At 72.8% G+C, this 22,640-nt stretch carries 23 protein-coding genes; 11 read left to right on the forward strand and 12 right to left on the reverse strand.

Annotation, left to right across the window (positions count from 1 at the left end):
- Nucleotides 1-41: 41 nt before the first annotated feature.
- From ABEE00_RS31660 to ABEE00_RS31695, 8 genes are all read right to left on the reverse strand, one after another.
- A complete protein-coding gene (locus ABEE00_RS31660) occupies nt 42-887 on the reverse strand; it encodes a GvpL/GvpF family gas vesicle protein (RefSeq protein WP_345749201.1) in 846 nt (281 codons plus the stop codon).
- Nucleotides 880-1,377 carry a gas vesicle protein gene (locus ABEE00_RS31665; protein ID WP_345749202.1) on the reverse strand — a complete coding sequence of 166 codons (498 nt, stop codon included), beginning with the start codon at nt 1,375-1,377 and terminating at the stop codon, nt 880-882. Before ABEE00_RS31665 ends, ABEE00_RS31660 begins: the two co-directional genes overlap by 8 nt.
- Nucleotides 1,374-2,507: an SRPBCC family protein gene (locus tag ABEE00_RS31670; protein ID WP_345749203.1), complete on the reverse strand. Its 1,134-nt coding sequence runs from the start codon at nt 2,505-2,507 to the stop codon at nt 1,374-1,376. Before ABEE00_RS31670 ends, ABEE00_RS31665 begins: the two co-directional genes overlap by 4 nt.
- Nucleotides 2,500-3,195 carry a DNA primase gene (locus tag ABEE00_RS31675; RefSeq protein WP_345749204.1) on the reverse strand — a complete coding sequence of 232 codons (696 nt, stop codon included), beginning with the start codon at nt 3,193-3,195 and terminating at the stop codon, nt 2,500-2,502. Before ABEE00_RS31675 ends, ABEE00_RS31670 begins: the two co-directional genes overlap by 8 nt.
- Entirely contained in the window at nt 3,192-3,464 is a 273-nt protein-coding gene (locus ABEE00_RS31680; protein WP_345749205.1) for a gas vesicle protein GvpG, read from the reverse strand. Before ABEE00_RS31680 ends, ABEE00_RS31675 begins: the two co-directional genes overlap by 4 nt.
- A 6-nt stretch (nt 3,465-3,470) precedes the next feature.
- Nucleotides 3,471-4,346 carry a GvpL/GvpF family gas vesicle protein gene (locus tag ABEE00_RS31685; protein ID WP_345749206.1) on the reverse strand — a complete coding sequence of 292 codons (876 nt, stop codon included), beginning with the start codon at nt 4,344-4,346 and terminating at the stop codon, nt 3,471-3,473.
- On the reverse strand, nt 4,343-4,795 hold the full coding sequence (locus ABEE00_RS31690; protein ID WP_345749207.1) for a gas vesicle structural protein GvpA: 453 nt from the start codon (nt 4,793-4,795) through the stop codon (nt 4,343-4,345). Before ABEE00_RS31690 ends, ABEE00_RS31685 begins: the two co-directional genes overlap by 4 nt.
- Before the next feature lie 76 nt (nt 4,796-4,871).
- Complete coding sequence (locus tag ABEE00_RS31695) at nt 4,872-5,141, reverse strand: gas vesicle protein GvpO (RefSeq protein WP_345749208.1); 270 nt, start codon at nt 5,139-5,141, stop codon at nt 4,872-4,874.
- A gap of 270 nt (nt 5,142-5,411) precedes the next feature.
- On the opposite strand from ABEE00_RS31695, the gene ABEE00_RS31700 reads away from it, so the two are divergent.
- Nucleotides 5,412-5,627 carry an I78 family peptidase inhibitor gene (locus ABEE00_RS31700; protein ID WP_345749209.1) on the forward strand — a complete coding sequence of 72 codons (216 nt, stop codon included), beginning with the start codon at nt 5,412-5,414 and terminating at the stop codon, nt 5,625-5,627.
- A 266-nt stretch (nt 5,628-5,893) separates the two neighbouring features.
- Here ABEE00_RS31700 and ABEE00_RS31705 read toward each other — a convergent pair whose 3' ends face one another.
- Nucleotides 5,894-6,958 carry a phosphatase PAP2 family protein gene (locus ABEE00_RS31705; protein WP_345749210.1) on the reverse strand — a complete coding sequence of 355 codons (1,065 nt, stop codon included), beginning with the start codon at nt 6,956-6,958 and terminating at the stop codon, nt 5,894-5,896.
- A 561-nt stretch (nt 6,959-7,519) separates the two neighbouring features.
- Here ABEE00_RS31705 and ABEE00_RS31710 point away from each other — a divergent pair.
- Together ABEE00_RS31710 and ABEE00_RS31715 are read left to right on the forward strand one after the other, a co-directional pair.
- Entirely contained in the window at nt 7,520-9,184 is a 1,665-nt protein-coding gene (locus ABEE00_RS31710) for an MFS transporter (RefSeq protein WP_345749211.1), read from the forward strand.
- Nucleotides 9,185-9,231: 47 nt separating this feature from the next.
- Nucleotides 9,232-10,413, forward strand: a complete 1,182-nt coding sequence (locus tag ABEE00_RS31715; RefSeq protein ID WP_345749212.1) for an acyl-CoA dehydrogenase family protein — start codon at nt 9,232-9,234, stop codon at nt 10,411-10,413.
- A 93-nt stretch (nt 10,414-10,506) separates the two neighbouring features.
- Here the strand turns inward: ABEE00_RS31715 and ABEE00_RS31720 are convergent, their stop codons facing one another.
- Nucleotides 10,507-10,962, reverse strand: a complete 456-nt coding sequence (locus tag ABEE00_RS31720; protein ID WP_345749213.1) for a cell division protein SepF — start codon at nt 10,960-10,962, stop codon at nt 10,507-10,509.
- A gap of 401 nt (nt 10,963-11,363) precedes the next feature.
- Here ABEE00_RS31720 and ABEE00_RS31725 point away from each other — a divergent pair, with 401 nt between their 5' ends.
- Nucleotides 11,364-12,635, forward strand: coding sequence for a DUF5685 family protein (locus tag ABEE00_RS31725; protein ID WP_345749214.1), 1,272 nt, complete (start codon nt 11,364-11,366; stop codon nt 12,633-12,635).
- A gap of 27 nt (nt 12,636-12,662) precedes the next feature.
- Here the strand turns inward: ABEE00_RS31725 and ABEE00_RS31730 are convergent, their stop codons facing one another.
- On the reverse strand, nt 12,663-13,595 hold the full coding sequence (locus ABEE00_RS31730) for an ABC transporter substrate-binding protein (RefSeq protein ID WP_345749215.1): 933 nt from the start codon (nt 13,593-13,595) through the stop codon (nt 12,663-12,665).
- Entirely contained in the window at nt 13,592-14,089 is a 498-nt protein-coding gene (locus tag ABEE00_RS31735; protein WP_451918708.1) for a GNAT family N-acetyltransferase, read from the reverse strand. The genes ABEE00_RS31730 and ABEE00_RS31735 overlap by 4 nt, the downstream gene beginning before the upstream one ends.
- Before the next feature lie 489 nt (nt 14,090-14,578).
- Between ABEE00_RS31735 and ABEE00_RS31740 the strand changes: the two genes are divergently transcribed.
- The 7 genes from ABEE00_RS31740 (at nt 14,579) to ABEE00_RS31770 (ending at nt 22,449) form a co-directional block, all read left to right on the forward strand.
- On the forward strand, nt 14,579-15,505 hold the full coding sequence (locus ABEE00_RS31740; RefSeq protein WP_345749217.1) for an amino acid ABC transporter permease: 927 nt from the start codon (nt 14,579-14,581) through the stop codon (nt 15,503-15,505).
- The gene (locus tag ABEE00_RS31745; RefSeq protein ID WP_345749218.1) at nt 15,502-17,436 is read left to right on the forward strand and encodes an FAD/NAD(P)-binding protein; all 1,935 of its coding nucleotides are present in this window, start codon (nt 15,502-15,504) and stop codon (nt 17,434-17,436) included. The genes ABEE00_RS31740 and ABEE00_RS31745 overlap by 4 nt, the downstream gene beginning before the upstream one ends.
- A 43-nt stretch (nt 17,437-17,479) precedes the next feature.
- Entirely contained in the window at nt 17,480-18,460 is a 981-nt protein-coding gene (locus ABEE00_RS31750) for an amino acid ABC transporter permease (protein ID WP_345749219.1), read from the forward strand.
- The gene (locus tag ABEE00_RS31755) at nt 18,457-19,218 is read left to right on the forward strand and encodes an amino acid ABC transporter ATP-binding protein (protein ID WP_345749220.1); all 762 of its coding nucleotides are present in this window, start codon (nt 18,457-18,459) and stop codon (nt 19,216-19,218) included. Before ABEE00_RS31750 ends, ABEE00_RS31755 begins: the two co-directional genes overlap by 4 nt.
- 13 nt (nt 19,219-19,231) lie before the next feature.
- The gene (locus ABEE00_RS31760; RefSeq protein WP_451918709.1) at nt 19,232-20,227 is read left to right on the forward strand and encodes an ABC transporter substrate-binding protein; all 996 of its coding nucleotides are present in this window, start codon (nt 19,232-19,234) and stop codon (nt 20,225-20,227) included.
- Nucleotides 20,228-20,316: 89 nt separating this feature from the next.
- Nucleotides 20,317-21,201: a DUF1684 domain-containing protein gene (locus ABEE00_RS31765; RefSeq protein ID WP_451918712.1), complete on the forward strand. Its 885-nt coding sequence runs from the start codon at nt 20,317-20,319 to the stop codon at nt 21,199-21,201.
- A 156-nt stretch (nt 21,202-21,357) separates the two neighbouring features.
- A complete protein-coding gene (locus tag ABEE00_RS31770) occupies nt 21,358-22,449 on the forward strand; it encodes a slipin family protein (protein ID WP_345749222.1) in 1,092 nt (363 codons plus the stop codon).
- Nucleotides 22,450-22,640: the final 191 nt, after the last annotated feature.

Here is a 22,640-nt window from a genome sequence, read left to right on the forward strand (position 1 = left end):
GCTCCGGTACGAGGCCGTCCCCGCCCCCGCCGCCGTACGGCTCATCCTCGTACGGACGCGTCATCCCGGCCCTCCGTGCCGGCGTCGGCCACGGCATCGGCGAAGGAGTAGGGGGCCCACGGGCCGGTCAGCTCGATGCGTACCGCGGGCTCGCGCTCGGCCAGCTTGCCCACCCGCTCGGCGAACGCCTCGGAGTGCCGCTCGGGCACCAGATAGGCGGCGTTCAGCAGGTTCTCGGCCGTCGTGCCGGAGAGCTGCGGGTGCTGCGGCCGGTAGAGGCGGGTGCGTTCGGCGAGCGCCGCCAGCGCGTCGTGCACCTCGTGTGCGCACGCGTCGGCTCGGGCCGCGTGCGCCTCCGCCTCCCTGCGTGCGCCGCTCCGCTGCCGCAGATAGGCGCGCCCCGCACCGGCGGCCGGGGCCGAACGGCCGCCCGTACGGGGCGAGTCGGCGCGCGGCGTGCCGGGGGCCGGTGTCGCGGCGAAGACCTTCACGCCCCATTCGACGCGGCCCGACAGCGCCTCCAGCGCCGCGGCGAAGCGGGCCCGCCCCTCGGCGAGCAGCCGCCGCACTCCCGCCTCGCCGCGACAGACCGTGGTCATCCGCAGCGGCAGCACGTCGGCCCGGCGCGCGGCCCGCGCCACCACGCCCTGGTGGGCGCGCGCGGTGCGCTCCAGCCAGTCCAGGTCCTCCAGGTTCCGCCGCAGCGGCTCCTCGTCGAACTCCGTGTGCGGTACGGGGCCGACGAGCGCGGCCAGCCCGGCGTGCCGCAGCACCTCCACGGGGCCGCCGCCCACGCCCCGCACACCGGTGGCGTGGGCGGCGGCCGCCGCGTCCTCGTCCAGCACCGCGTACACGTACAGCAGGGGCGGGGTCCGCTCCTCAGTCACCGCTCTGCTCCTTCCGGGGCTGTGTCTTCTTGCGGGCCTGTGTCCTCTTCCGGGGCTGTGCGGCCCGCTGTCGTCCGCCGTCCTGCGCGCCGTGCCGTCCGCCGCCGTCGGCCGTGCCGTTCTCCGCCGTGTCCGTTTCCGCGCCCGTGTCCGCGCTCTCCAGCTCCTCGATGCGGGCGCGGAGGCGGTCGTTCTCCTCGCGGAGCCGGCCCTGTTCGAGCTCCGGCTGCCCGTCGCCGCGCTCGACCGCGCGGGTGCGGGCCTGCGAGGACAGCGAGGGGTCGTCGCGCCACCAGTCGATGCCCATCTCCTCGGCCCGCTCGACCGAGGCCACGATCAGCCGGAGCTTGATCGTGAGCAGCTCGATGTCGAGCAGGTCGATGCGGATGTCGCCGGCGATGACGACGCCCTTGTCCAGGACGCGTTCGAGGATGTCGGCGAGGTTGGAGCCGCCGCCCTGCGAGGCGTAGCGCTCGGGGAGAGCCGTCATCGCGCGCTCTCCACGGTGCGCCGCGAGCGGGTGCGCTTCCCCGCGCCCTCGCCTTCGTCCTCGCTCTCGTACGGCTCCTCGTCCTCGTACGGTTCCTCGTCCCCGTACCGGCGCTCGTCCTCGTAGGTCTCCTCGTCGTCCTCCTCGGGCGGCTCCTCGCCCTCGAAGTCCTCCTCGTCCTCCTCGACTTCGGCCTCGTCGCCGTCGGGCTCCTCGGGCTCGGCCGGCGCCTCCTGCTCGTCCTCGGCCGGCGCGGAGTCCCGCTCGCCCTCGGCCTCCACGGCCTCCTCGTGTCCGCGGACGACCTCGCCGTCGCGGATCTCGCCGCGCCAGGCGCCGGTGGCCTCGCCGCGCATCGTGACGAAGCGGCGGAAGTGCTTGAGGTCGAGGCGGGCCCTGCGGCCCTGGGCGCGCCAGATGTTGCCGGTCTTCTCGAAGAGGCCCTTCGGGTAGTACTCGATGACCAGCAGCACCCGGGTCAGGTTCGGCGCCAGCTCGTGGAAGGTCACGACGCCCTTGGTGGTGCCCTTGGCGCCCTCGGAGGTCCAGGCGATCCGCTCGTCCGGCACCTGCTCCGTGACGTCCGCCTTCCAGCTCCGCTGCGACCAGAACACCTTGGCGCGCCAGTTGGAGGAGGTGTCGTCGGTGGCCTCCACGCCCTGCACGCCCTTGGTGAAGGTGCTGAACTCCTGGAACTGCGTCCACTGGCCGTACGCCTCGCGCACCGGCACGCCCACGTCGGTCTGCTCGGCGATCGTGACGAACTTGCCCTGTCCGCCGCCGCCCTTGCGGGAGCCGCCGAGGCTCTGGACGGCCTCCTTCGCCTTGTCCTTGACATTCGACGCGCCGATCTCCAGCGCCGAACGGAGCGGGCCCTTGCCCTGTGCGGCCTTCTTCCCGCCCTCCTTCGCCAGCGAGAGCAGGCCGGGACTGCGGCCCTCCGCCACCTCGTTGAGGCGGTCGGTGGTCGCGCCGAGCTTGCGGCCCGTCGCGCTGACCAGGCGCTGCGCCTGTGCGGCCGCGTAGTGCGCGGCCTCCTCCTTGAGGCGGTCCACCGCGGGCCCGCGCAGCTCCTCCTTGAGGCTGCCGAGTACGGAGTCGCCCTCGCGCCTGTTCTGCCGCTCAGCCACGGCGGTCACCTCCCGCGCCGGTGCGGGCCTTCCCGCCCGCGGTCTTGGCCGCCGACTTGCCCTGGGACGCCGCCTTGGCCGACTTGGCAGGTGCCTTGCCCGCGCCCTTGGCGGAGGCGGAACGAGTCTTTCCCGCCGCCTTGCCGGTGGCCGAACGTGCGGTGCCCGCGCCGGACTTGGCGGCGGAGGCGGCCTTCTTGGTGCTGGTGCTGGTGCTGGTGTCGGGGGAGGGCTTGCTGCTCTTGCCGGCCGCGCCGCCCTTGCCGTCCTCGCTGGAGGCGGACGCGCTCTCGTCCTCGTCCCGCTCCTCGTCCCGGCCCTGCTCCTCCTGCTCGTCCTCCTCGCTGTCGACCACCTCGCCGGGTATCGCCGCGCCGAGGCCGTCGCGGATGTCCTCCGTGCGGCCGTGCAGCGAGTCGGCGAGGTTCTCCAGCTGCCGGCTCACCAGCGCGCCGGTCGCGGCCCTGCCGACACCGGACAGGTCCTCGCGCAACTGGCCGCCCAGCTCGGCGAGCTGCGGGTTGTCCTTGATCTGCTCGCCGAGCATCCCGGCGAGCTGCCGGGGGCCGAGGTTCAGGCGCCGGCCCAGCACCATCCCGCCGACCCCGAGGGCCAGCCGCATCTTCTTCGTACGGCCCAGTACGTAGCCGCCCGTGACGGCCAGTGCCAGCGCCATGCGATTCGTCATCGGGGCTCTCCTCGCTCCTCCTGCGGTCCCGTCTCCTGTGCCGCGCCCGCCGCCTCCAGGCGGTCCAGCAGCTCCTCCTCGCGCCGCTCGAACTCCTCCCGGCCGATGCGCCCCGCGTCCAGGTCCTCGGCCAGCCGGCGCAGTTCCTCCTGTACGGCCGAGGGGTCGCGGTACTGCCGCTCCGCCTCGGCCACCACCTGCCGCAGCACCCATCCGACGCCGCGCACGGGCGCGGCCGGCAGCTTCAGCACCTCGCCGAGCAGGCCCATCGGCGGTCACCCCGCGTACTGCTGCGGCCGCTGCGGCTGCTCGGGTCCGCCGGGCGGGGGCGCGTCGGCCGCCACCGGCTGGATCACGAAGCTGTACGGCGGCAGCGGTCCCGAGACCCGCACGTCGAGCTGCGGGTTGGCCTCGCGCAGCCGGTCGACGGCGGCGAGCAGTCCTTCGGCACCGTCCTGCCGCGACTGCGCGGACGGCTGCGGTTCCTCCTCAGAAGCCTCCGAAGCCTGCGGGTCCTGCGCGCCCCCCGGTGCCCGCGGTACCTGGCGTACGAGCAGGCAGAGGTTGGCCAGCCAGCCCTGGCCCTCGGGGCCCGGGCAGTGCCGCTCGGCGTGCGGCGCCAGTGCCTCCTCGACGCGCCGGGCGTCCCGCTCCTCGCGCTGCCGCACGGCCTCGGCGACCAGCTCGCCCAGCCGGATCCGGTCCTGGTAGGTGCCGCCGCCCGCCGCCTGGTTGGCCGCGCTCAGCCGCCGTACCCCGGGCTCCTCCTCCAGCACCTGGTGCAGGACGGCCTCCTCGTGGTGCGCGGCCTTCACGTTGTACTCCACGCAGCCCTCCAGCTCGGCGAGCTGGCCGCGGTAGTGCTCGGAGTGCTCGGAGAGGACCGAGCGCACCGTGTCCTCGTCGGCCGAGACGCTGCCGAAGCGCAGCGGCAGCACCACGTCGGCCGCCGCGGTCTCGGTCAGCACCTGCTGATGGGCCAGCAGATCGCGGCGCCGGGGCCGCAGATCCTCGGGGCAGTCGCTGACGACGGCCGCGAGACCGCCCTCGCGCACGGTGCGCACCGCGCGGGGCGGGTCACCGACGCCCTCCATGCGCTCGGGCAGCGCGGGGTGATCGTCCCTGGCGATCCCGTACACGTACACGCTCACTCGGACTCCTCCTTCCTGCGGGAGGCGGGGCGGCGCCTGGCGCCCGAGCTCTGCTTCTCGCGCCCGTCGCCCGCTCGTGCGCCGTCACCCTCCTCGCGGCCCTGCTTGAACGCGTCGGAGAACGTCTGCGCGGCGCCGGACAGCGCGCCCTTGGTCTTGCCCTCGGCGCCGGACTCGGTGATCTCGCCGACGGCCTCGGGCAGCCCGGACGGCTTCTTCTGGCCGGACTCCAGGTCCAGCCGGTTGCAGGCCTCGGCGAAGCGCAGGTACGTGTCCACGCTCGCCACCACGACGCGTACGTCGATCTTCAGGATCTCGATGCCGACGAGGGACACGCGGACGAAGGCGTCGATCACGAGCCCCCTGTCGAGGACGAGTTCCAGTACGTCGTACAGGCCGCTGGTGCCTCCTCCGCCGCCGGTCTGCTGCTGTGCCGGAACAACGGTCATGTCGGTGGTTCACCCCTCCCGGGTGGACGGCGCGCGGCCGCCGGCGGCGCTCCCCTCACCGGGTGAGCGCCTGGGCTCATGAGCCGGTGCGGCCGCGCTCGTAACGCCGCAGCCGCCGGTAGCCGGTGAGCCGGCCGCCGCCGTCGAGGGTCACCTCGTAGGTGGCCAGCAGGCTCATCGTGTCCGGGATGCGCGAGAGTTCGAGCACTTCGATCTCCAGAGCCCAGCCGTCGCCTTCGCGCTGCAACTTGGACACGGACTCCGCGCACATACCGGTCAGCTCCGCGAGTTCGTCGCGGGCCGCGCGCATCACTTCGATCGGTGCGAGGTCTTCGTTGTCTGTCATGGGGGTTCCTCGCAGCGCCGGGTACCCGCGGCCCGTCCGGCAAACGGAAATCCGGACCCCGTGTGAATTCCCGGCGTCCTTGCGGGTGTTGGTTTCCGAACGCGGAATCGGGGAAGTCCGCGCGCCCGGAAATCGACCGGCTGCATCGGGCACGTACGAGTGATACGGGTAACTGCGCAGCGCGCCTGTGATGCTGTGACAGAAGTGTGACGCGGCACGGATCGGGCCGGGACTTCCGGGCTGATAACGCGAGGTCGTACGGTGTCCCGCATGGCACCGGAATCAGCGGCACCCGATCCGTCTGCGGACGAGCCGGAGAGCTATGTGGGACTCGCCGTGGACGACGCCGAAGCGCGCGCCTACGAGCGGGGCTGGAGCACCGTGCGGACGCTCGCACCGGACGCGGTCATCACCATGGAGTACCTGGTGGGGCGCATCAATCTGGCGGTCGAGGGAGGCACCGTGGTCCGCTGCTGGCCCGGCTGAGGACCCGCCGCGCCCACGGGAGCGCCGCACACGGGACGCGCCGCCGCCCACGGAAGCCCCGCGCACACGACACGGCCCCGGCACTCGCGAGGAGTGCCGGGGCCGTTGTGTGCGGGGCGAAGGCTGTGCGTACCGTGCCCCGCGCTCAAGGGGATTCCCGGTACGGCGGGCCGTACTCGCCCGGCGGTGCGGTCAGTTGGGGAATGCGCCGGTGCGCCCCCGCGGTGCCGGTGTGCGGGCCGCCGCGGTGTCCGGCGCCGCGGTGCTCAGCGCTGCCGCACCGGCCGGATTCCGCGGTCGGGGTGCAGCGGGTGCTGGCGGGCGCCCGCCGCGTGGTGCCGCGCCGCGGCGCCGCCCGAGGACCCGCCGGTGGCCGAGGACGCGGCGGACGGGCGCGCTCCCGGTGCGCCCGCGCCGCTCTCCGCGGCCTCGTCCTGGGCCATCTGCGAGGCCGTCTGCTGCGCGCTCTGCAGGGCCGAGGCGGCGGCCGTGCCGCGCGCGCCGTGCGCGGAAGGGGCGGCGTGCCCGGAATGCGCCTGCGACTGCGCCCCCACCGGTGCGGCCGGCGCGGGCACCAGACCGCGCCGGCGCTGCTGTGACCAGCGGAACCTGGCACGCAGCGCGAAGATCAGCGCCTCCACCCGCGCGATGGCGGGCTCGCACCAGGGCAGTGCCAGGAGCACCAGCAGCCCGGCCGCCCAGCCGAGCACCACGTCGCTGAGCCAGTGCGTGCCCAGGTAGACCGTGGTCACGCCGATGCTGAGGGAGAAGAAGGCGGCGACCACGGACAGCCATCTGCGGGCCCTCGGCGTGGTCGCGAGATAGGCGAGGATGCCCCAGGTCACCACGGCGTTGGCGGTGTGTCCCGAGGGGAATATGTCGCCGCCGGCGAAGAGTTCGGCGGAGCCGATCGAGGTCGCGTAGTGCGGGCCCTGCCGCCCCAGCCCGTACTTCACGGCGCCGACCGAGGCGTTCAGCAGCAGCAGCGAGGTGCCCAGCACCAGCAGCGGCCGCAGCGTCCGCTGGCGCCAGGAGCGCCAGCCCAGCCAGGCCATCACGAGCACGGCCGTGGGGCCGCGCTGGCCCAGCACGACGAAGTAGTCGAGGAGCGCGTGCACTTCCGGCCACTGCTTGTAGGGCCGGAAGAGGAAGAGCTGCCAGTCGAGCCGCACGAGTTCGGTCGGCATGAGCACGGCAAGGACAATGAGCGCATACAGCACCAATGTCACGCCGCACAACGCGATGCGGGTGCGGCTCATGCGCGGCACATCGCGGCTGCTAGGTCGCTCCGGCTCTTGCTCAAGCCGGGCGAGGATTCGGTCGGTACGCACCCAATCGACGGTACATCGGCCGCGAGAGGGGTTCTGACATGTCACCGGGTTCGTGATGACGATGTGATGTGGAGTGCGTCTCACGCGGGCCATTGTTCCGTGAATTCCCGCAGCTTATCCGGGACTTACCCACGGCAATCCGGGTGGTTGATTGCGGAGTGACAATCCGCACCGTTGAAAGAATTGCGTTCACCGACAGGTAAGGGGGAATTCCCCCTTCCTATGCCGGGAAGGGGAAGGGCCGCGCGGACCGGCCGCGGACCGGCCTCGGCCCCGGTGCGCCGCCGCGACGCCCCCGTGCGCGGCTGGGCCGCGCCCCCCTGTCTCGCCTACGCTGCCCGGGGCGCCGCTCGTGCGCGCCCCGTGCGGGGGACCCGAGCGGGAAGGTGTGTGCGAGCCGGGAGGCGAAGTGTGATGCGCCACGCTGCGCCCGCGACGTCTCGCGTACGCTAACGCCCACTCGCCCTTCCGCATCCGTGCCGCGGTGCACTGTCCCGGCACCGCTGACGGCGATCTCCCACGGACTCACGGGAAGGCGCGAGCGCAAGAGGAGGTGCGTACATGTCCGGGACGACCACGGCCAGGGGCCAGGAGGCGGCGGACGTCCCCGAACAGCCGCCGGTCCACCGCGGTCCCGCCAACCGCTGGACCGTCCTCGTCGTTCTCTGCGCCAGCCTGCTGCTCGTCGCGATCGACGCCACGGTGCTGCACGTGGCCGTTCCCGCGGTCACCGAGGACCTGCGGCCCGGCGCGGCCGAGCTGCTCTGGATCGTGGACGCCTATCCGCTCGTGTGCGCCGCCCTCCTCATCCTCTTCGGCACGCTCGGCGACCGGATCGGGCGACGCCGTGTGCTGCTGTTCGGTTACGCGCTGTTCGCGCTGGCCTCCGCGCTGGCCGCCTACGCGCACACCCCAGGAGTGCTGATCGCCGCCCGCGCCCTGCTCGGGGTCGGCGGCGCCATGATCATGCCCGCCACCCTGTCGATCCTGCGGCTGGTCTTCCCCGACCGCAGGGAGCGCGCGCTCGCCGTCGGCATCTGGAGCGCGGTCGCCGCGGTCGGCGCCGCGGTGGGGCCGCTGGTCGGCGGCGCCCTGCTGGAGCACTTCTGGTGGGGCTCGGTGTTCCTGGTCAACATCCCGCTGATGGCGGCCAGCCTCCCCGTGGGCCGCTGGCTGCTGCCCGAGTCCACCAGCGACGCCGAGGGGCCGTGGGACGTGCTCGGCGCGGTGCTCGCCGCGACCGGGCTCTTCGGCGTGATCCTCGGCGTGAAGCGCGCGGGCAGCGGCGATCCGCTCTCGCCCCTGACCATCGTCCCGCTGGTGCTCGGCGTCGTGCTGCTGGTCACCTTCGTGCTGCGGCAGCGCCGGCGCGCGCACCCGCTCATCGACTTCCGCACCGTCGCGCGGCCCGCCTTCGGTACCTCGCTGGGCTGCATCGTGCTCACCGTGCTCGCCCTGGTGGGGCTCGCGCTGATCGCCGCGCAGTACCTCCAACTGGTGCTCGGCCTCTCCCCGTTGCAGACGGGGCTGCGCCTGCTGCCGCTCTCCCTCGCCGCCATCGCCGCCGGCCTGTGCGGCTCCCGCCTGCTGCGGCTGCTGGGCCCGCGCGCCATGGTCTCGCTCGGCTTCCTGCTCACCGCGGTCGCCGTGCTCAGCCTGCTGACCGTCGGCCAGGAGGATCGTCCCGCCGCGCTCATCGGCGGCTTCGTGCTGCTCGGCTTCGGCCTGGAGACCACGCTCTTCGGGTGTTACGAGTCGATGCTCAGCGAGGCACCGGCGGACCAGGCGGGCGGCGCCGCCGCCGTCGGCGAGACCGCGTACCAGCTCGGCGCCGGCATCGGCATCGCGCTCCTCGGCAGCGTGATGAACGCCGCCTACGCGCCCGGCGTCCGCGAGCTCAAGGGCGTGCCGCGCCCCGACGCCGGGGACGCCAGCCACTCGCTGGGCGAGGCGTACGAGGTCGCCGACCAGCTCGGCGGGGGCACCGGGGCCGCGCTCCGCGAGGCCGCGCGCGACGCCTTCGTCCACGGGCTGCACGTGACGCTCACCGTCAGTGCCGGACTGCTGGTGCTGGGGGCGCTCGCCGCGCTGCGGCTGCCGCGCAGCATGGAGCAGGGCCGCGCGCGGGAGAGGGCGAGGGGCGGCGGCCCAGGGCCTGCGCCGGGGAGGAACGACCAGGACAGCGGCCCCGGGGACCTCTTGTCGAGCGGTGTGGGCCGGTCGTAGCGTCAGCGGCGAGCCGCTGCTGATCTTCCTGCCGGGAGGCACCCACCATGAGCAAGCGCCCCGCGTTCGACGCCGGCGACCCGCTGGGCCTCGACGACCTGCTGAGCGACGAGGACCGCGCGGTGCGCGACACCGTGCGGACCTGGGCGGCGGACCGCGTGCTGCCGCACATCGCCGAGTGGTACGAGAGCGGTGAGCTCCCCGGCGTGCGCGAGCTCGCCCGCGAACTCGGCGGGATCGGCGCCCTGGGCATGTCCCTGGAGGGCTACGGCTGCGCGGGCGCCAGCTCGGTGCAGTACGGCCTCGCCTGCCTGGAGCTGGAGGCAGCCGACTCCGGCATCCGCTCCCTGGTCTCGGTGCAGGGCTCGCTCGCCATGTACGCGATCCACCGCTACGGCAGCGAGGAGCAGAAGCAGCAGTGGCTGCCGCGCATGGCGTCGGGCGAGGTCATCGGCTGCTTCGGCCTGACCGAGCCCGACCACGGCTCGGACCCCGCCGGGATGCGTACGTACGCGAAGAGGGACGGCTCCGACTGGGTGCTCACCGGGCGCAAGATGTGGATCACCAACGGCTCGGTCGCCGGGGTGGCCGTCGTCTGGGCCCGTACCGACGACGGCGTACGCGGCTTCGTCGTCCCCACCGACAGCCCCGGCTTCTCCGCGCCCGAGATCAAGCACAAGATGTCCCTGCGCGCCTCGGTCACCAGCGAACTCGTGCTGGACGAGGTCCGGCTGCCGGCCGACGCCGTGCTCCCCGAGGTCACCGGGCTGCGCGGCCCGCTGAGCTGCCTCAGCCACGCGCGGTACGGGATCGTGTGGGGCTCGATGGGCGCGGCCCGCTCCGCCTTCGAGTCGGCGCTGGAGTACGCGAAGACCCGCGAGCAGTTCGGGAAGCCCATCGGCGGATTCCAGCTCACCCAGGCCAAGCTCGCCGACATGGCGGTCGAGCTGCACAAGGGCATCCTGCTCGCGCACCACCTGGGCCGCCGCATGGACGCCGTCGGACTGCGCCCCGAGCAGGTCAGCTTCGGCAAGCTGAACAACGTGCGGGAGGCCATCGAGATCTGCCGCACCGCCCGCACCGTGCTCGGCGCGAACGGGATCTCCCTCGAATATCCCGTGATGCGGCACGCCAACAACCTGGAGTCGGTGCTCACCTACGAGGGCACCGTCGAGATGCACCAACTGGTGCTCGGCAAGGCGCTCACCGGCCTGGAGGCGTTCCGCTGAGCCGCACTCGCCGGCCCCGCCGCCCCGCCGCGCCCCGTTGCGCGGACCGTGGAGGGGCGGACCGCGGCCCGGCTCCCGCGAGGGGAGCCGGGCTCAGTCCTGGTTGAAGAAGCCGCCCTCGGCGGCGCGCCGCTCCTCGCCGCTGACCACGTGGTAGTCGGCGGGGGAGAGCAGGAACACTCTGGTCGCGACCCGTTCGATCGAACCGCGCAGACCGAAGGTCAGCCCGGCGGCGAAGTCGACGACGCGCTTGGCGTCGGCCGGCTCCATGGTCGTCAGATTCATGATGACCGGGACGCCGTCCCGGAAGAGCTCGCCGATGCCCCGCGCGTCACGGAAACCGTCCGGGGTGACCGTCGCGATGCGCGTGCCCTGGTCCTGCGCGGCCTCCGCCGTGACCCGCACCCGCGGGTCCGTCACCCACGGCTCGCGGGTGGCGTCGGCGGCGTCGCCGGGCTCCGGCCCCTCGGCGTAGTCGTCGTCGTAGTAACGCATCTCGTTGTCGTCGACGAGGCCGAGCCAAGCACTCGCCTTGCGCACCGATCCCATGGACGCCTCCTTTCCTCTGCGCGGCTTCCGCACCGTCCGCAACTCTATGGTCGTGCATGAGGCGGATGATGCGCCAAGCGGATAGCCACTGGAAACGTGATTCGTGACGGTACTGGTGCACGAACGGCACGGGAATCTGGCGTGGTATCAGGCGCCTTGCGGGGAACGGGAGCTGACGGAGAACCGGATTTCGCCCTGCGCCGCCGGACGGGTGGCCGGGGGGACAGACGGGTGAGAAAGACCGCTTCCCGGACGGAGAACGACCCCCTCCGTTTGTCGTGCACGTGACGGGCTAGAGTGCCTGCCGCACCGGCCGGCGCGGTCCGCGTGATGTCCTGCGGAGGTGCTGCGGTCATGCCGAGCGCCGGTGCCACAGCACGGAACTGCGGAACGGGGGAGCGGTGTTCGGCATTGTCCGGCCCTGCCGGCATGGGCTCGGCGAGCGGCTGAGTACGGAGTGGACGGCGCATCTGTGCGGGCTGTGCCTCGCACTGCGGGGCGAAACGGGGCAGTTCTCGCGTGTCGCCACCAATTACGACGGCCTGATCGTCTCGGTACTGGTAGAGGCGCAGGCCGAACGGCCGGGCGGCGAAGGAGGATGGCGCCGCACCGCCGGGCCCTGCCCGTTGAGGGGCATGCGCAGGGCGTCCGTCGCGCAGGGCGAGGGAGCACGGCTCGCCGCCGCGGTCTCCCTCGTACTCGCCTCGGCGAAGATGCGCGACCACGCGGACGACGGCGACGGTGCGCTGCGCCGCAAGCCGGTAGCAGCCGCCGCGCGCACGGTGGCCGCCGGATGGGACCGCGCCGGCGCTCGTACGGGGGCCGGGCTCGGGTTCGACACGGCGCTGCTCACCGACGCCGTGGACCGGCAGCGGGCGCTGGAGGACGCGGCGGGGCCCGGCACTTCGGTGCTGGAGGTCACCGAGCCGGCGGAGACGGCGACGGCCGCGGCGTTCGCGCACACGGCGGTGCTCGCGGGGCGGCCCGGCAATCAGGAACCGCTCGCCGAGACGGGCAGGTTGTTCGGGCGGCTGGCCCATCTGCTGGACGCCGTGGAGGACCTGACGGCGGATGAGAAGAGCGGCGCGTGGAATCCGCTGGCCGCGACCGGCACGGACCTGCGCGAGGCGCGGCGGCTGTGCGACGACGCGGTGTACGGCATACGGCTGGCGCTGGACGAGGTGGAGTTCACCGACGGCGCCCTGGCGCGGCTGCTGCTCGGCAGGGAGCTGCGGAAGTCGGTGAAGCGGTCGTTCCGCGCCGCCGGTGCGGCGGGTCCGCACGACGGGGGCCGTGGGCACGGCTGTTCGGCAACCGAAAACGCCGTTCACGGAGCGGGCCCGCACGCGCCGCAGCAGCCGAATCCGTACGCGCCCGGCGGACCCGGCGGTGATCCCGACGGTGACGACGGCGGCGGCAGCGGCGACGACGGGCGGGGCGGCCGGGGGCGCAGGCGCGGGCTGTTCGCGGGGTGCGCGGTGTGGACCGGGCTCTGCGTCATGGGCCAGGTGTGCTGCCGCGACCCGTACCACGACCCGTGGAACGGGCAGTCCCGCGAGGGCTGGTGCCACAAGTGCGGGGACTGCTGCGACTGCTGTGACGGATGCAACTGCTGTGATTCGTGCAGTTGCTGCGACGGTTGCGATGGCTGCGACTGCGGGTGCGACTGCTGAGCGGCGGCGACGGGGGCGGCGCGGCGCTCACTTCTTTTCGGGCGGGCTGATGCGGGAGCGGTCGATGGCCGAGGGCGTGGTGCCCCACTTCTCGAGGATGCGGTCGTAGGTGCCGTCCTTCTTCAGGCGTTCGACGGCGGCCTGCAGGGCGGGCGCCAGCGGCGAGTGCTTCTTGAGCGCGAAGCCCACGTCGAGCCGCTTGTACTCGTTGAGGAAGCGCAGGCCCTGCTGCTGTTTCACCGCGTAGCGCACGCCGTTGATGGTGCTCATCACGACGTCGGCCCGGCCCTGTTGGAGCGCGGCCCACGGGGCGCTGGTCTCCGCGTAGGTCTTCACCGAGTACGGCTTCTTCCCGGCCTTCGCGCATTCCGCCCTGTGGTCCTCCAAGGTCTTCTCGAAGGTGGTGCCCGCGCCGGTGGCCACCGTCTTCCCGCAGAGCTGGGTCAGCGAGGTGACCTTCTTGAGCGCGCTGTCCTCGCGCACGGCGAAGCCCTGCCCGTCGTTGATGTACGTGACGAAGTCGATGCTCCTGCGCCGGTCGTCGGTCACCCCGAAGTTGCCGGTGCCCAGGTCGTACTTGCCGCTCCCGAGCGCGGGGAGTATCGCCTCGAAGCCGGCCTCCTCGCGCTGCAGCTTCAGGCCGAGTACGCGGGCCGCGGCGTCGGCGAAGTCGATGTCCTGGCCGACCACGGTCCTGCCGTCGTCGAGGTACGCGGAGGAGGGCGGCGAACCGACGCTGCTGGCCAGCCGCAGCGTGCCCTTCTCGCGTACGGAGGCGGGCAGCAGGCGCGCGGCCTTCGGATCCTTGCGCGCGGCGGAGACCACGTCCTTGGTGGGCAGAGGCGCGGGCCCTCCGCCCTCCGCCGGGGCGGCGGTGCCGCAGCCGGACACCGCGGCGAGCAGCGCGGGGAGGAGCAGGGCGGCGGACAGGGCGCGGCGTACGGGGCGTCTGGTGCTCATGGTGTGCGGGGCTCCGGTGGGTCGAGGTGCTTCTCGAACGGCAGCTTGCGGAGGGACTCGGGCTCGGCGGACAGGTCGAACAGCGGGCGGTAACCGGCGGCCAGATACAGCCCCTTGGCCTCCGGCTGGCGCGGTCCCGTGGTCAGCCACATGCGCCGGTAGCCGCGTCGTGCGGCCTCCCGCTCCAGGGCGCGCAGCACCCGGCGGGCGAGGCCGCGGCGGCGGTGTTCCGAGTGGGTCCAGATGCGCTTGAGCTCGGCGGTCTCCGCGTCGTACCTGCGGTACGCGCCACCCGCGACGGCCTGCCCGCCGCTGTCCAGGAGCAGCAGGAACATGCCGTCGGGCGGTGCGAACTCGGCGGCGGGATAGCGGCGCAGATCGGCGTCCGAGCCGTAACGGGTGCGGTACTCGCGGGAGAGTTCCTCCAGAAGGGGCCGGGCGAGCGGGTCGTGAGGCGTCGTCAGGCGCACGGTGTCGCGGGCGGGCACAGGCATCCTTCCGCGGGGCGGAACGGAATGAGGGGAGGGGTGTGAAGGCGTGGGAAACCCCTGTCCGCCGCAGCGGAAAGGGAGTTCAGCGGAATTGGCCGGCGGTTTCCCGGCGGTGACTGCGCCAGGTCAGCACTCGGCACAGAGCCGGAAAGCCGGCGACGAAAAGCGAGAAACGTCGGGCGGGGCCGTCATCGGCCCACACGCCCGGCAGGGCGCTAGCGCTGACAGGAGCAGGACCACACCCGACCGAAGTCGATGTGGTCGCGGGTGACCAGCCGCTGCAAGGGACGCATGAGCCCAAGTGGAACAGGCGACCGAGGAGACGTCAACTGCTGCTCCCCGCCGGGCCCCTGCGGAACGCTCTTGACAAGCGCGCGTCCGCGCTGCCTACTCTTCCGAGGTCCGGTCGTGCTGAGGGGCGCGGCCGGAGTGTGAAGGCGCATCCGTTCTCATCCGGCCTGACGGCCGGACTCCCAGTCACGGAGCCTTCGCATGTCCGTCCCGACGGATGCTCTCGGCGCCGCCTCCGCCCCGCGCACAGCGAGCGAGGACACCCAGAGCCCCAGCCCTCCTTCCGATGACTCCTCCGGCCCGCTCCGGATCGTTCCCGTACGCCGCACCGGCCAGTGGGCCGCCGCCGCGCTGATCCTGCTGCTGCTCGCGATGGCGCTCAACAGCGTCGTGCGCAACGACGCCTTCCAATGGGCCGTCGTGGGCCGGTACTTCACCTCCACCGCCGTCCTCCGCGGCCTCGGGCTCACGCTGTGGCTCACGGCCGTGGTGATGCTGCTCGGCTTCGCGCTCGGCACCCTGCTCGCGGTGCTGAGGCTGTCGTCCAACCCCGTGCTGCGGTATGTGAGCTGGGGTTACGTGTGGGTGTTCCGCTCGGTGCCCGTACTGGTGCAGCTCCTGTTCTGGTTCAACATCGGGGCGCTGTATCCGACGCTGGGCCTGGGGGTCCCGTTCGGGCCCGAGTTTCTGACGGTGAAGACCACCCAGCTCTTCGGCCCGCTCTCGGTCGCCGTCATCGGGCTCACCCTGCACGAGGCCGCGTACGCAGCCGAGATCGTGCGCGGCGGGCTGCTCTCTGTGGACAAGGGGCAGACCGAGGCGGCGCAGTCGCTCGGTCTCGGCCGCGTGCGGCGGCTGCGGCGGATCATCCTGCCGCAGGCGATGCGCGCCATCGTGCCGCCCGCAGGCAACCTGCTGATCGGCACCCTCAAGGGCACCTCGATCATCAGCGTGATCGCCGTACAGGACCTGCTCTACTCCGTGCAGCTCGTCTATCACCGCACCTACCAGGTCATTCCGCTGCTGCTCGTCGCGACGCTCTGGTACTTCGCGGTGACCTCGCTGCTCGGCGTCGGGCAGCACTTCATCGAGCGGCACTACGGGCGCGGCGAGGCGGACGCCCGATGAGCGGCGACGAGGAGGTGCCCTCGCTGGTGATCGTCGGCGCCGGGCCGCGCGGCACGGGACTGATCGAGCGGATCGCCGCCAACGCCGCCGAGCTGTATCCGGACGGCGAGCTCGACCTGCACCTCGTGGACCCCTACCCGCCGGGCGGCGGCCGCGTGTGGCGGGACGGGCAGTCGCCGCTGCTGTGGATGAACTCGATGGCCGGGGACGTCACGATGTTCACCGACGACTCGGTGCGCGCCGAGGGCCCCATTCGCCCCGGGCCCTCGCTCGCCGAGTGGGCCGCGCTCGTACGGGAGGGCCGCGAGCCGGCACCGGCAGACCCTCAAGTGGCAAGCGCCGTACGGGAGTTGGAAGCGGGCGGCTTCGCCGGGCGGCGGGTGCAGGGCGCGTATCTGGCCTGGGTGTACGAGCGCGCCGTGGCCGCGCTGCCGCCCGGGATACGGCTGCGGCGCCACCAGCGCCGCGCGGTGCGGGTCACCGGCGCGCGCGGCGCGCGGCAGCGGGTGTGGCTGGAGGGCCGCGCCGCACCGCTCCACGCCGACCTCGTGGTGCTCGCGCTCGGGCACCTGGACTCGGGGCCGCGCGGCGAGGAGAGCGAACTGTCCTCCTTCGCCGACGCGCACGGGCTCACGTACCTGCCGCCCGCCTACACCGCGGACGCCGACCTGTCCGCGCTGCGCCCCGGCGAGGACGTGCTGGTCAGAGGCTTCGGACTGGCCTTCGTCGACCTCATGGTGCTGCTCACCGAGGGCCGCGGCGGACGGTACGGGGAGGGCGGGAGCGGCGAGCTCGTCTACCGGCCCTCGGGGCGCGAGCCCGTGCTGCACGTGGGCTCGCGGCGCGGCGTCCCGTACCACGCGAAGATCGGCTACGGCTGGACCGGCGAACGCCCGCCCCTCCCGCGCTTCTTCGGCCCGGACCGGGTCGCCGAGCTGCTGCGGCGCCCCGGGCCGCTGGACTTCCGCCGCGACGTGTGGCCGCACATCGCCAAGGAGCTGGGATACGCGCACTACCACCGCCTCTTCACCGCGCACCCGGAGCGTGTACGGGAGAGCTGGCCGGCCTTCGAGGAGAAGTACGCGGCGACCGAGGCCGACGAGGACCGGCTGCGGGCGCTGGCCGAACAGTTCGTGCCGGACCCGGCCGACCTGCTCGACCTGACCGCGCTGGACCGTCCGCTGGCCGGCGCGCGCTTCCCCGACGACGCCGCGCTCCAGGGCGCGCTGCGCTCGTACATCGCCGCCGACCTGGAGCGCCGCGCCGATCCCGGACGCAGCCAGGACCTCGCGGTCTTCCTCGCGCTGCTGTCGGTGTACGGGGAGATGCCGCAGCTCATCACGTCGGGACGGCTCGCGCCGCGCTCCCGCACCAAGGATGTGGACGGCTGGTGGCACGGCTTCTTCAGCTATTACGCGTCGGGGCCGCCCCCGTACAGGCTGCGCCAGCTCCTGGCGTTGGAACGCGCGGGCCTCGTCCGCTTCCTCGGTCCGGGGCTGAGCGTGGAGGCCGTCGAACCGCCGGAGGGGGGCGGGGAATTCCGGGCCCGCAGCACCGCCGTGCCGGGCCACGTGACGACGGCGCGCGCCCTCGTGGAGGCCCGGCTGCCCTCGCCCTCGGTGCGCCGCACCGGCGATCCGCTGCTGCGCGCCCTGTACGAGGACGGCGCGGGCGGCGAGGAGGTGCTGGACGACGAGGGCGCGCAGGTCACGACCGGGCTGCTCGCCGTGCACCCGCGGGACGGGCGGGTGCTGGACACCGACGGGACCCCGCACCCGCGGCGCATCGCGCTCGGCGCGCCCACCAACGCCCGCGCCTATGCGGCCTTCGCGCGGCCGCACACCAACGCGCCCGCGTTCCGGCAGAACGACGCGACGGCGCGGGCCGCGCTGGAGTTCCTGCGCGTGGCCGCGTGTCGGGCCGCGGCCTGATCCCCTCACGCGACCGCTCGCCTCTCTCACCCCAAGGAAGAACATGTCCCTCACCAGCGAAAAGGCGTCCGCTCCACCGGAGACGGAACAGGACCCGCGGCCGCCGGACCCGGAAGCCTCGGAGGGGCCGCCGGGCCCCGATGCGCAACCCCTCAAGGTCGTCCCCGTCCGGCACCCCTGGCGGTGGGTGGCCTCCGCCGCGACCGCCGTGCTGCTCGCCCAGTTCGCGCACGGGCTCGCCACCAACCCGGCGTGGGAGTGGGAGGTGTTCGCGCAGTTCTTCACCGCGCAGACCATCGTGCGCGCGGTGTGGACGACGCTCCAGCTCACCTTCTACGGCACGGCGCTCGGCTTCGCGCTCGGGCTGGTCCTCGCCTTCATGCGGCTGTCGGCCAGCCCGTTCCTCAAGGGCGTGGCCTACACGTACATCTGGGCCTTCCGCTCGATCCCGCTGATCGTGCAGCTCCTGTTCTGGTTCAACCTGTCCTACCTCTACAAGCGGCTGGACTTCGGCATCCCCTTCGGGCCCGGCTTCTTCTCCCTCGACACGATGGGCCTGGTCGGCGCGATGAGCGCGGCGGTGCTGGGGCTGGCCCTGCACCAGGCCGCGTACGCGGCCGAGATCGTCCGCGGCGGGGTGCAGTCGGTGGACCGCGGTCAGCTTGAGGCGGCGGCCGCGCTCGGCATCCCGCGGCTGCGGCAGCTCCGCCGCATCGTGCTCCCGCAGGCCATGCGCTCGATCCTGCCGAACGCCGCGAACGAGGTGATCTCCCTCTTCAAGGGCACCTCGATCGTCTCGGTGATGGCGATCGGCGAGCTCTTCTACCAGGTCCAGGTGATCTACGGGCGGAACGGCAGGGTGGTGCCGCTGCTCATGGTGGCGACGGCCTGGTACATCCTCCTCACCACCGCGCTCAGCGTCCTCCAGCACTACGTGGAACGCCACTTCAGCAAGCACACCCAGCAGGTCAAGCACACCCAGCAGGCCAAGAACACCGCAGACGCCAAGGAGGGCGCCCGATGAGCGCCATGGTCGATGTCCGCTCCGTCCACAAGAGCTTCGGCTCCCAGGAGGTGCTGCGCGGCGTGGACCTCACCGTCGGCACCGGCGAGGTCACCGTGGTGCTGGGCCCCTCGGGCTCCGGCAAGTCCACGCTGCTGCGCACCCTCAACCACCTGGAGAAGGTGGACAGCGGGTGGATCAGCGTGGACGGTGCGCCGATCGGTTACCGCCGCGCCGGGAACAAGCTGTACGAGCTGAGGGAGCGGGAGATCCTGCGGCAGCGCACCCGCATCGGCTTCGTGTTCCAGGACTTCCACCTCTTCCCGCACCTCACCGTCCTGGACAACATCACCGAGGCACCGGTCTCGGCGCTGCGGAAACCCCGTAAGGAGGCCGCGGCCAAGGCCGAGGAGCTGCTGGAGCGGGTCGGGCTCGCGGACAAGGCGGACGCCTACCCGCGGCAGCTCTCCGGCGGGCAGCAGCAGCGGGTCGCCATCGCGCGGGCGCTGGCCGTCGAGCCCAAGCTGCTGCTCTTCGACGAGCCGACCTCGGCGCTCGACCCCGAGCTGGTCGGCGAGGTGCTCGATGTGATCAGGGACCTCGCGGAGCAGGGCACCACGATGATCGTCGTCACCCACGAGACCGGCTTCGCGCGCGAGGTCGCCGACTCCGTCGTCTTCATGGACGGCGGCAGGGTCGTCGAACAGGGTCCGCCGACCGCCGTCCTGGACGCCCCGCGGCACGAGCGCACCCGCGCGTTCCTCTCCAAGGTCCTCTGAACGGCAGGGAGTCATGCGAGTCATGCACATGAAGCGCGCACACACCACACGTACAGCCGCCGCGACCGCGGTCACCGCTCTCGGCGCCCTGCTGCTCACCTCCTGCGGGGCCGGCAACGCGGCCGTGCCGGAGACGCAGGCCGCCGGCGGGAAGCGGAAGTTCGACGACAGCCCCCAGCAGCACCGGGTACGCGGGCACAAGGACGCGAAGCTCGCCGCGCAGGTGCCCGCGAAGATCAGGAAGCGGGGCACCCTGGCGGTCGGCTCCAGCACCGACGGCTCGCCGCCGCTGAACTTCTACGCCAGCGACGACCGCACGCCGATCGGCGTCGAGACCGACATCGCCACCCTCGTCGCCGACAACCTCGGCCTCAAGGCCCGCATCGAGCCCTCCTCGTGGGAGAACCTCTTCGTGGGCCTGGACAGCGGGAAGCTGGACGCGGGGTTCTCCAACATCACGGTCACCGAGGAGCGCAAGCAGAAGTACGACTTCGCCACGTACCGCGAGGACCAGGTGTCCTTCGAGACCCGTAAGGGGGGCGGCCTGGGACGCGTACGGGGCCCGGCCGACCTCGCGGGGAAGCGGGTGGCCGTCTCCTCGGGCACCAACCAGGAGAAGATCCTCACCGACTGGAGCGCGCGGAACCGCAAGGCGGGCCGCAAGCCCATCGACATCCGCTACTTCCAGCGCTCCTCCGACTACTACCTCGCCCTCCAGTCCGGACGCATCGACGCCTACCTGGGCCCCAACCCGAACGTCGCCTACCACGTGGCCACCTCCGGGCAGACCCGCAGCGTGGGCACGCTCTCCGGCGGGGGCGGCAGCGTCCAGGGCAAGATCGCGGCGACGACCAAGAAGGACAACGGGCTGGTCAAGGCCCTGCACGGCGCGCTCAACAAGGCGATCGAGGACGGCAGTTACGCCAAGGTGCTCAAGCGCTGGGACCTGTCGACCGAGTCCGTGCCCCGCTCCGAGATCAATCCGCCCGGCCTGCCCGCAGCGTCATGACACCCGTGACCCCTAAGTTGATCACCATGACGACGGATGCCGGATCGGACGACCAGGACGTACCGACCGATGTGGAGACCGGGGCGGATGTGCAGGCCGACGCGCGGCAGGACGCGACGGGTGCGCAGCGCGCCGTCGCGGACGCGCGGCGCGACTGGCTGCGCTGGCACGAGCAGCGCACCGGAACGGTGTCCGCCCCCTACGGGGTGCTCTCGGTGACCGGCACGCACTGGATCGCCGACGCCGAGGACGGGCGGCTGCCCGGGGTGCCGGGCGAGTGGTACGAGGCCGAGGGCGGCGACGCGGTGCTGCTCCGCGCCTCGGTGGCCGACGGGGTCGCCGTGGACGGTGAGTTGCTGGTCGACGAGGTGCGGCTGGGCGAGGACGCCGGGCGGCCCGAGGATTCGCGGGTCTCCTACAGCGAACGCAGGCTTGTGCTGATGCGCCGCGAGGGCGCGTGGGCGGTGCGGGTCTTCGACCCCGCCTCCGCCGCGCGGCGCGCCTTCGGGGGCATCGAGGTCTTCCCGTACGACCCGGAGTGGGTGCGGCCGGGCGTCTTCCGCCCGTACGAGGAGGGCCGGCGCAGCATCCTGGTCGGCAACGCGGACGGCGCCGAGCGGGGGCTGAGCCTCGCGGGGGAGCTGCGCTTCACGGCGCCGGGTTCCTCCGGTGGCGGGGGTGCGGAGCACGCGTTGCAGGTCGCGCGGTACGAGGACGGGACGCTGTGGGCGGTGCTGGCCGACGGGACGAGCGGGCGGAGCAGTTACCGGTTCCGGTTCCTGTACGTGGCGCCGCCCGGGCGGTCGGGCGGCGGTGCGGGTGGCGGCTCGGAGGGGGAGGTCAGCGTGGACTTCAACCGGACCGTGCTGCCTCCGTGCGCCTTCTCCGACCACTTCCTGTGCCCCTTCCCGCCGCCGGGCAACACCCTCGCGGTGGACGTGGCGGCGGGGGAGCGGGAGGTGGCCGTCTCCTGAGCCCGGGCGCCGGTCGCGCTGCTCACGGAGAGTGCGGGCCCCTGCCCCGCCGTGCACCCCTGCACAGACGGGCAGGGGCTCGACCCTTTCTGTCCGTGGGGCTACCGTTGAAGACATCTCACCCTGAATGCCGGATTCGGTCGTCAGGAGGCCGTGATGGTCGTGGAGTTGGTGACGGCGCTGGTCGCGGGCGGGGGGCTGTACGCGGTGGCCGCGGCACGGGTGGTGAGGCAGTACGAACGCGGGCTGGTCTTCCGGCTGGGGCGGCTGCTCCCCGGCGCGCGGGAGCCGGGATTCACCATGATCATCCCCGGCGTGGACCGCCTCCAGAAGGTCAACATGCAGGTCGTGACCATGCCGGTGCCCGCGCAGGAGGGCATCACGCGGGACAACGTCACGGTGCGTGTGGACGCGGTCGTGTACTTCAAGGTCGTGCACCCCGCCGACGCGATCGTGCGGGTGGAGGACTACAGGTTCGCGGTCTCGCAGATGGCGCAGACCTCGCTCCGCTCGATCATCGGCAAGAGCGAGCTGGACGACCTGCTCTCCAGCCGCGAGAAGCTCAACCAGGGCCTGGAGCTCATGATCGACAGCCCCGCCGTGGAGTGGGGCGTGACCGTCGACCGCGTAGAGATCAAGGACGTGTCGCTCCCGGAGACCATGAAGCGCTCGATGGCGCGCCAGGCCGAAGCCACCCGCGACCGCCGCGCGCGGGTCATCAACGCGGACGCCGAGCTCCAGGCGTCCAAGAAGCTCTCCGAGGCGGCGCAGCAGATGTCCGGCACCCCGGCGGCGCTCCAGTTGCGGCTGCTCCAGACGGTCGCCTCGGTGGCCACCGAGAAGAACTCCACGCTGGTGCTGCCGTTCCCCGTGGAGCTGCTGCGGTTCCTGGAGGGGCAGCGCGAGGGCACGGGCGGCGCCCCGCAGGGGGCGGCGCAGGGCGCTCCGCAGGTCGCCGCGTCCGGAGGTACGGAGCAGGGGACCGGTGCGCAGGGCGCGGGCGGCGTGGGTGCCGCGGCGCCGGCAGTGGACGCGGACCTCCTCGACGTACCGCCGGCCGAACTCGCCGCCGCCGAGGCCGCGGACGCGGCACTGCCGCTGACCCGGGAGAAGCCCGCGAGCGCGGAGAACGTGGACGGCGCGGAGGCCGCGGAGGAGGCGGGCGGTACGGAAAAGCCGGGTGAGCAGGGTGAAAGCCCCGTAACGGGCGAGCCGTTGACCGAGTCCCGGCCTGATTCCGTCACCTGAGGGGCGATTACAGGACAACTCCCTTACGGAGGGTGAGAGTTGGAGGAGCGGTGCCTGGCGCCGCTCCTTCGGCGTGTGCGGGACGCGTGCCGGGTGTGACACCTGTGAAGATCGCAGCGAGTGCCCGGAGATGCACGCACCGGGTGTGGACATCCTGTGTGCAATCCAACATTCTTTCGCCTGACGCGTAC

Origin of the sequence: Streptomyces odontomachicola (genome assembly GCF_039605595.1) — a bacterium.
In the GTDB taxonomy this organism is placed as follows: domain Bacteria; phylum Actinomycetota; class Actinomycetes; order Streptomycetales; family Streptomycetaceae; genus Streptomyces.

Excerpts from the sequence above, each read along its gene's own strand:
- ABEE00_RS31720 (WP_345749213.1), bottom strand. The coding sequence starts at position 10,962 with ATGGGATCGGTGCGCAAGGCGAGTGCTTGGCTCGGCCTCGTCGACGAC.
- ABEE00_RS31715 (WP_345749212.1), top strand. The coding sequence starts at position 9,232 with ATGAGCAAGCGCCCCGCGTTCGACGCCGGCGACCCGCTGGGCCTCGAC.
- ABEE00_RS31700 (WP_345749209.1), top strand. The coding sequence starts at position 5,412 with ATGGCACCGGAATCAGCGGCACCCGATCCGTCTGCGGACGAGCCGGAG.
- ABEE00_RS31710 (WP_345749211.1), top strand. The coding sequence starts at position 7,520 with ATGTCCGGGACGACCACGGCCAGGGGCCAGGAGGCGGCGGACGTCCCC.
- ABEE00_RS31730 (WP_345749215.1), bottom strand. The coding sequence starts at position 13,595 with ATGAGCACCAGACGCCCCGTACGCCGCGCCCTGTCCGCCGCCCTGCTC.
- ABEE00_RS31745 (WP_345749218.1), top strand. The coding sequence starts at position 15,502 with ATGAGCGGCGACGAGGAGGTGCCCTCGCTGGTGATCGTCGGCGCCGGG.
- ABEE00_RS31695 (WP_345749208.1), bottom strand. The coding sequence starts at position 5,141 with ATGACAGACAACGAAGACCTCGCACCGATCGAAGTGATGCGCGCGGCC.
- ABEE00_RS31770 (WP_345749222.1), top strand. The coding sequence starts at position 21,358 with ATGGTCGTGGAGTTGGTGACGGCGCTGGTCGCGGGCGGGGGGCTGTAC.
- ABEE00_RS31680 (WP_345749205.1), bottom strand. The coding sequence starts at position 3,464 with ATGGGCCTGCTCGGCGAGGTGCTGAAGCTGCCGGCCGCGCCCGTGCGC.
- ABEE00_RS31760 (WP_451918709.1), top strand. The coding sequence starts at position 19,232 with ATGCGAGTCATGCACATGAAGCGCGCACACACCACACGTACAGCCGCC.
- ABEE00_RS31740 (WP_345749217.1), top strand. The coding sequence starts at position 14,579 with ATGTCCGTCCCGACGGATGCTCTCGGCGCCGCCTCCGCCCCGCGCACA.
- ABEE00_RS31755 (WP_345749220.1), top strand. The coding sequence starts at position 18,457 with ATGAGCGCCATGGTCGATGTCCGCTCCGTCCACAAGAGCTTCGGCTCC.
- ABEE00_RS31690 (WP_345749207.1), bottom strand. The coding sequence starts at position 4,795 with ATGACCGTTGTTCCGGCACAGCAGCAGACCGGCGGCGGAGGAGGCACC.
- ABEE00_RS31750 (WP_345749219.1), top strand. The coding sequence starts at position 17,480 with ATGTCCCTCACCAGCGAAAAGGCGTCCGCTCCACCGGAGACGGAACAG.
- ABEE00_RS31675 (WP_345749204.1), bottom strand. The coding sequence starts at position 3,195 with ATGACGAATCGCATGGCGCTGGCACTGGCCGTCACGGGCGGCTACGTA.
- ABEE00_RS31735 (WP_451918708.1), bottom strand. The coding sequence starts at position 14,089 with ATGCCTGTGCCCGCCCGCGACACCGTGCGCCTGACGACGCCTCACGAC.
- ABEE00_RS31665 (WP_345749202.1), bottom strand. The coding sequence starts at position 1,377 with ATGACGGCTCTCCCCGAGCGCTACGCCTCGCAGGGCGGCGGCTCCAAC.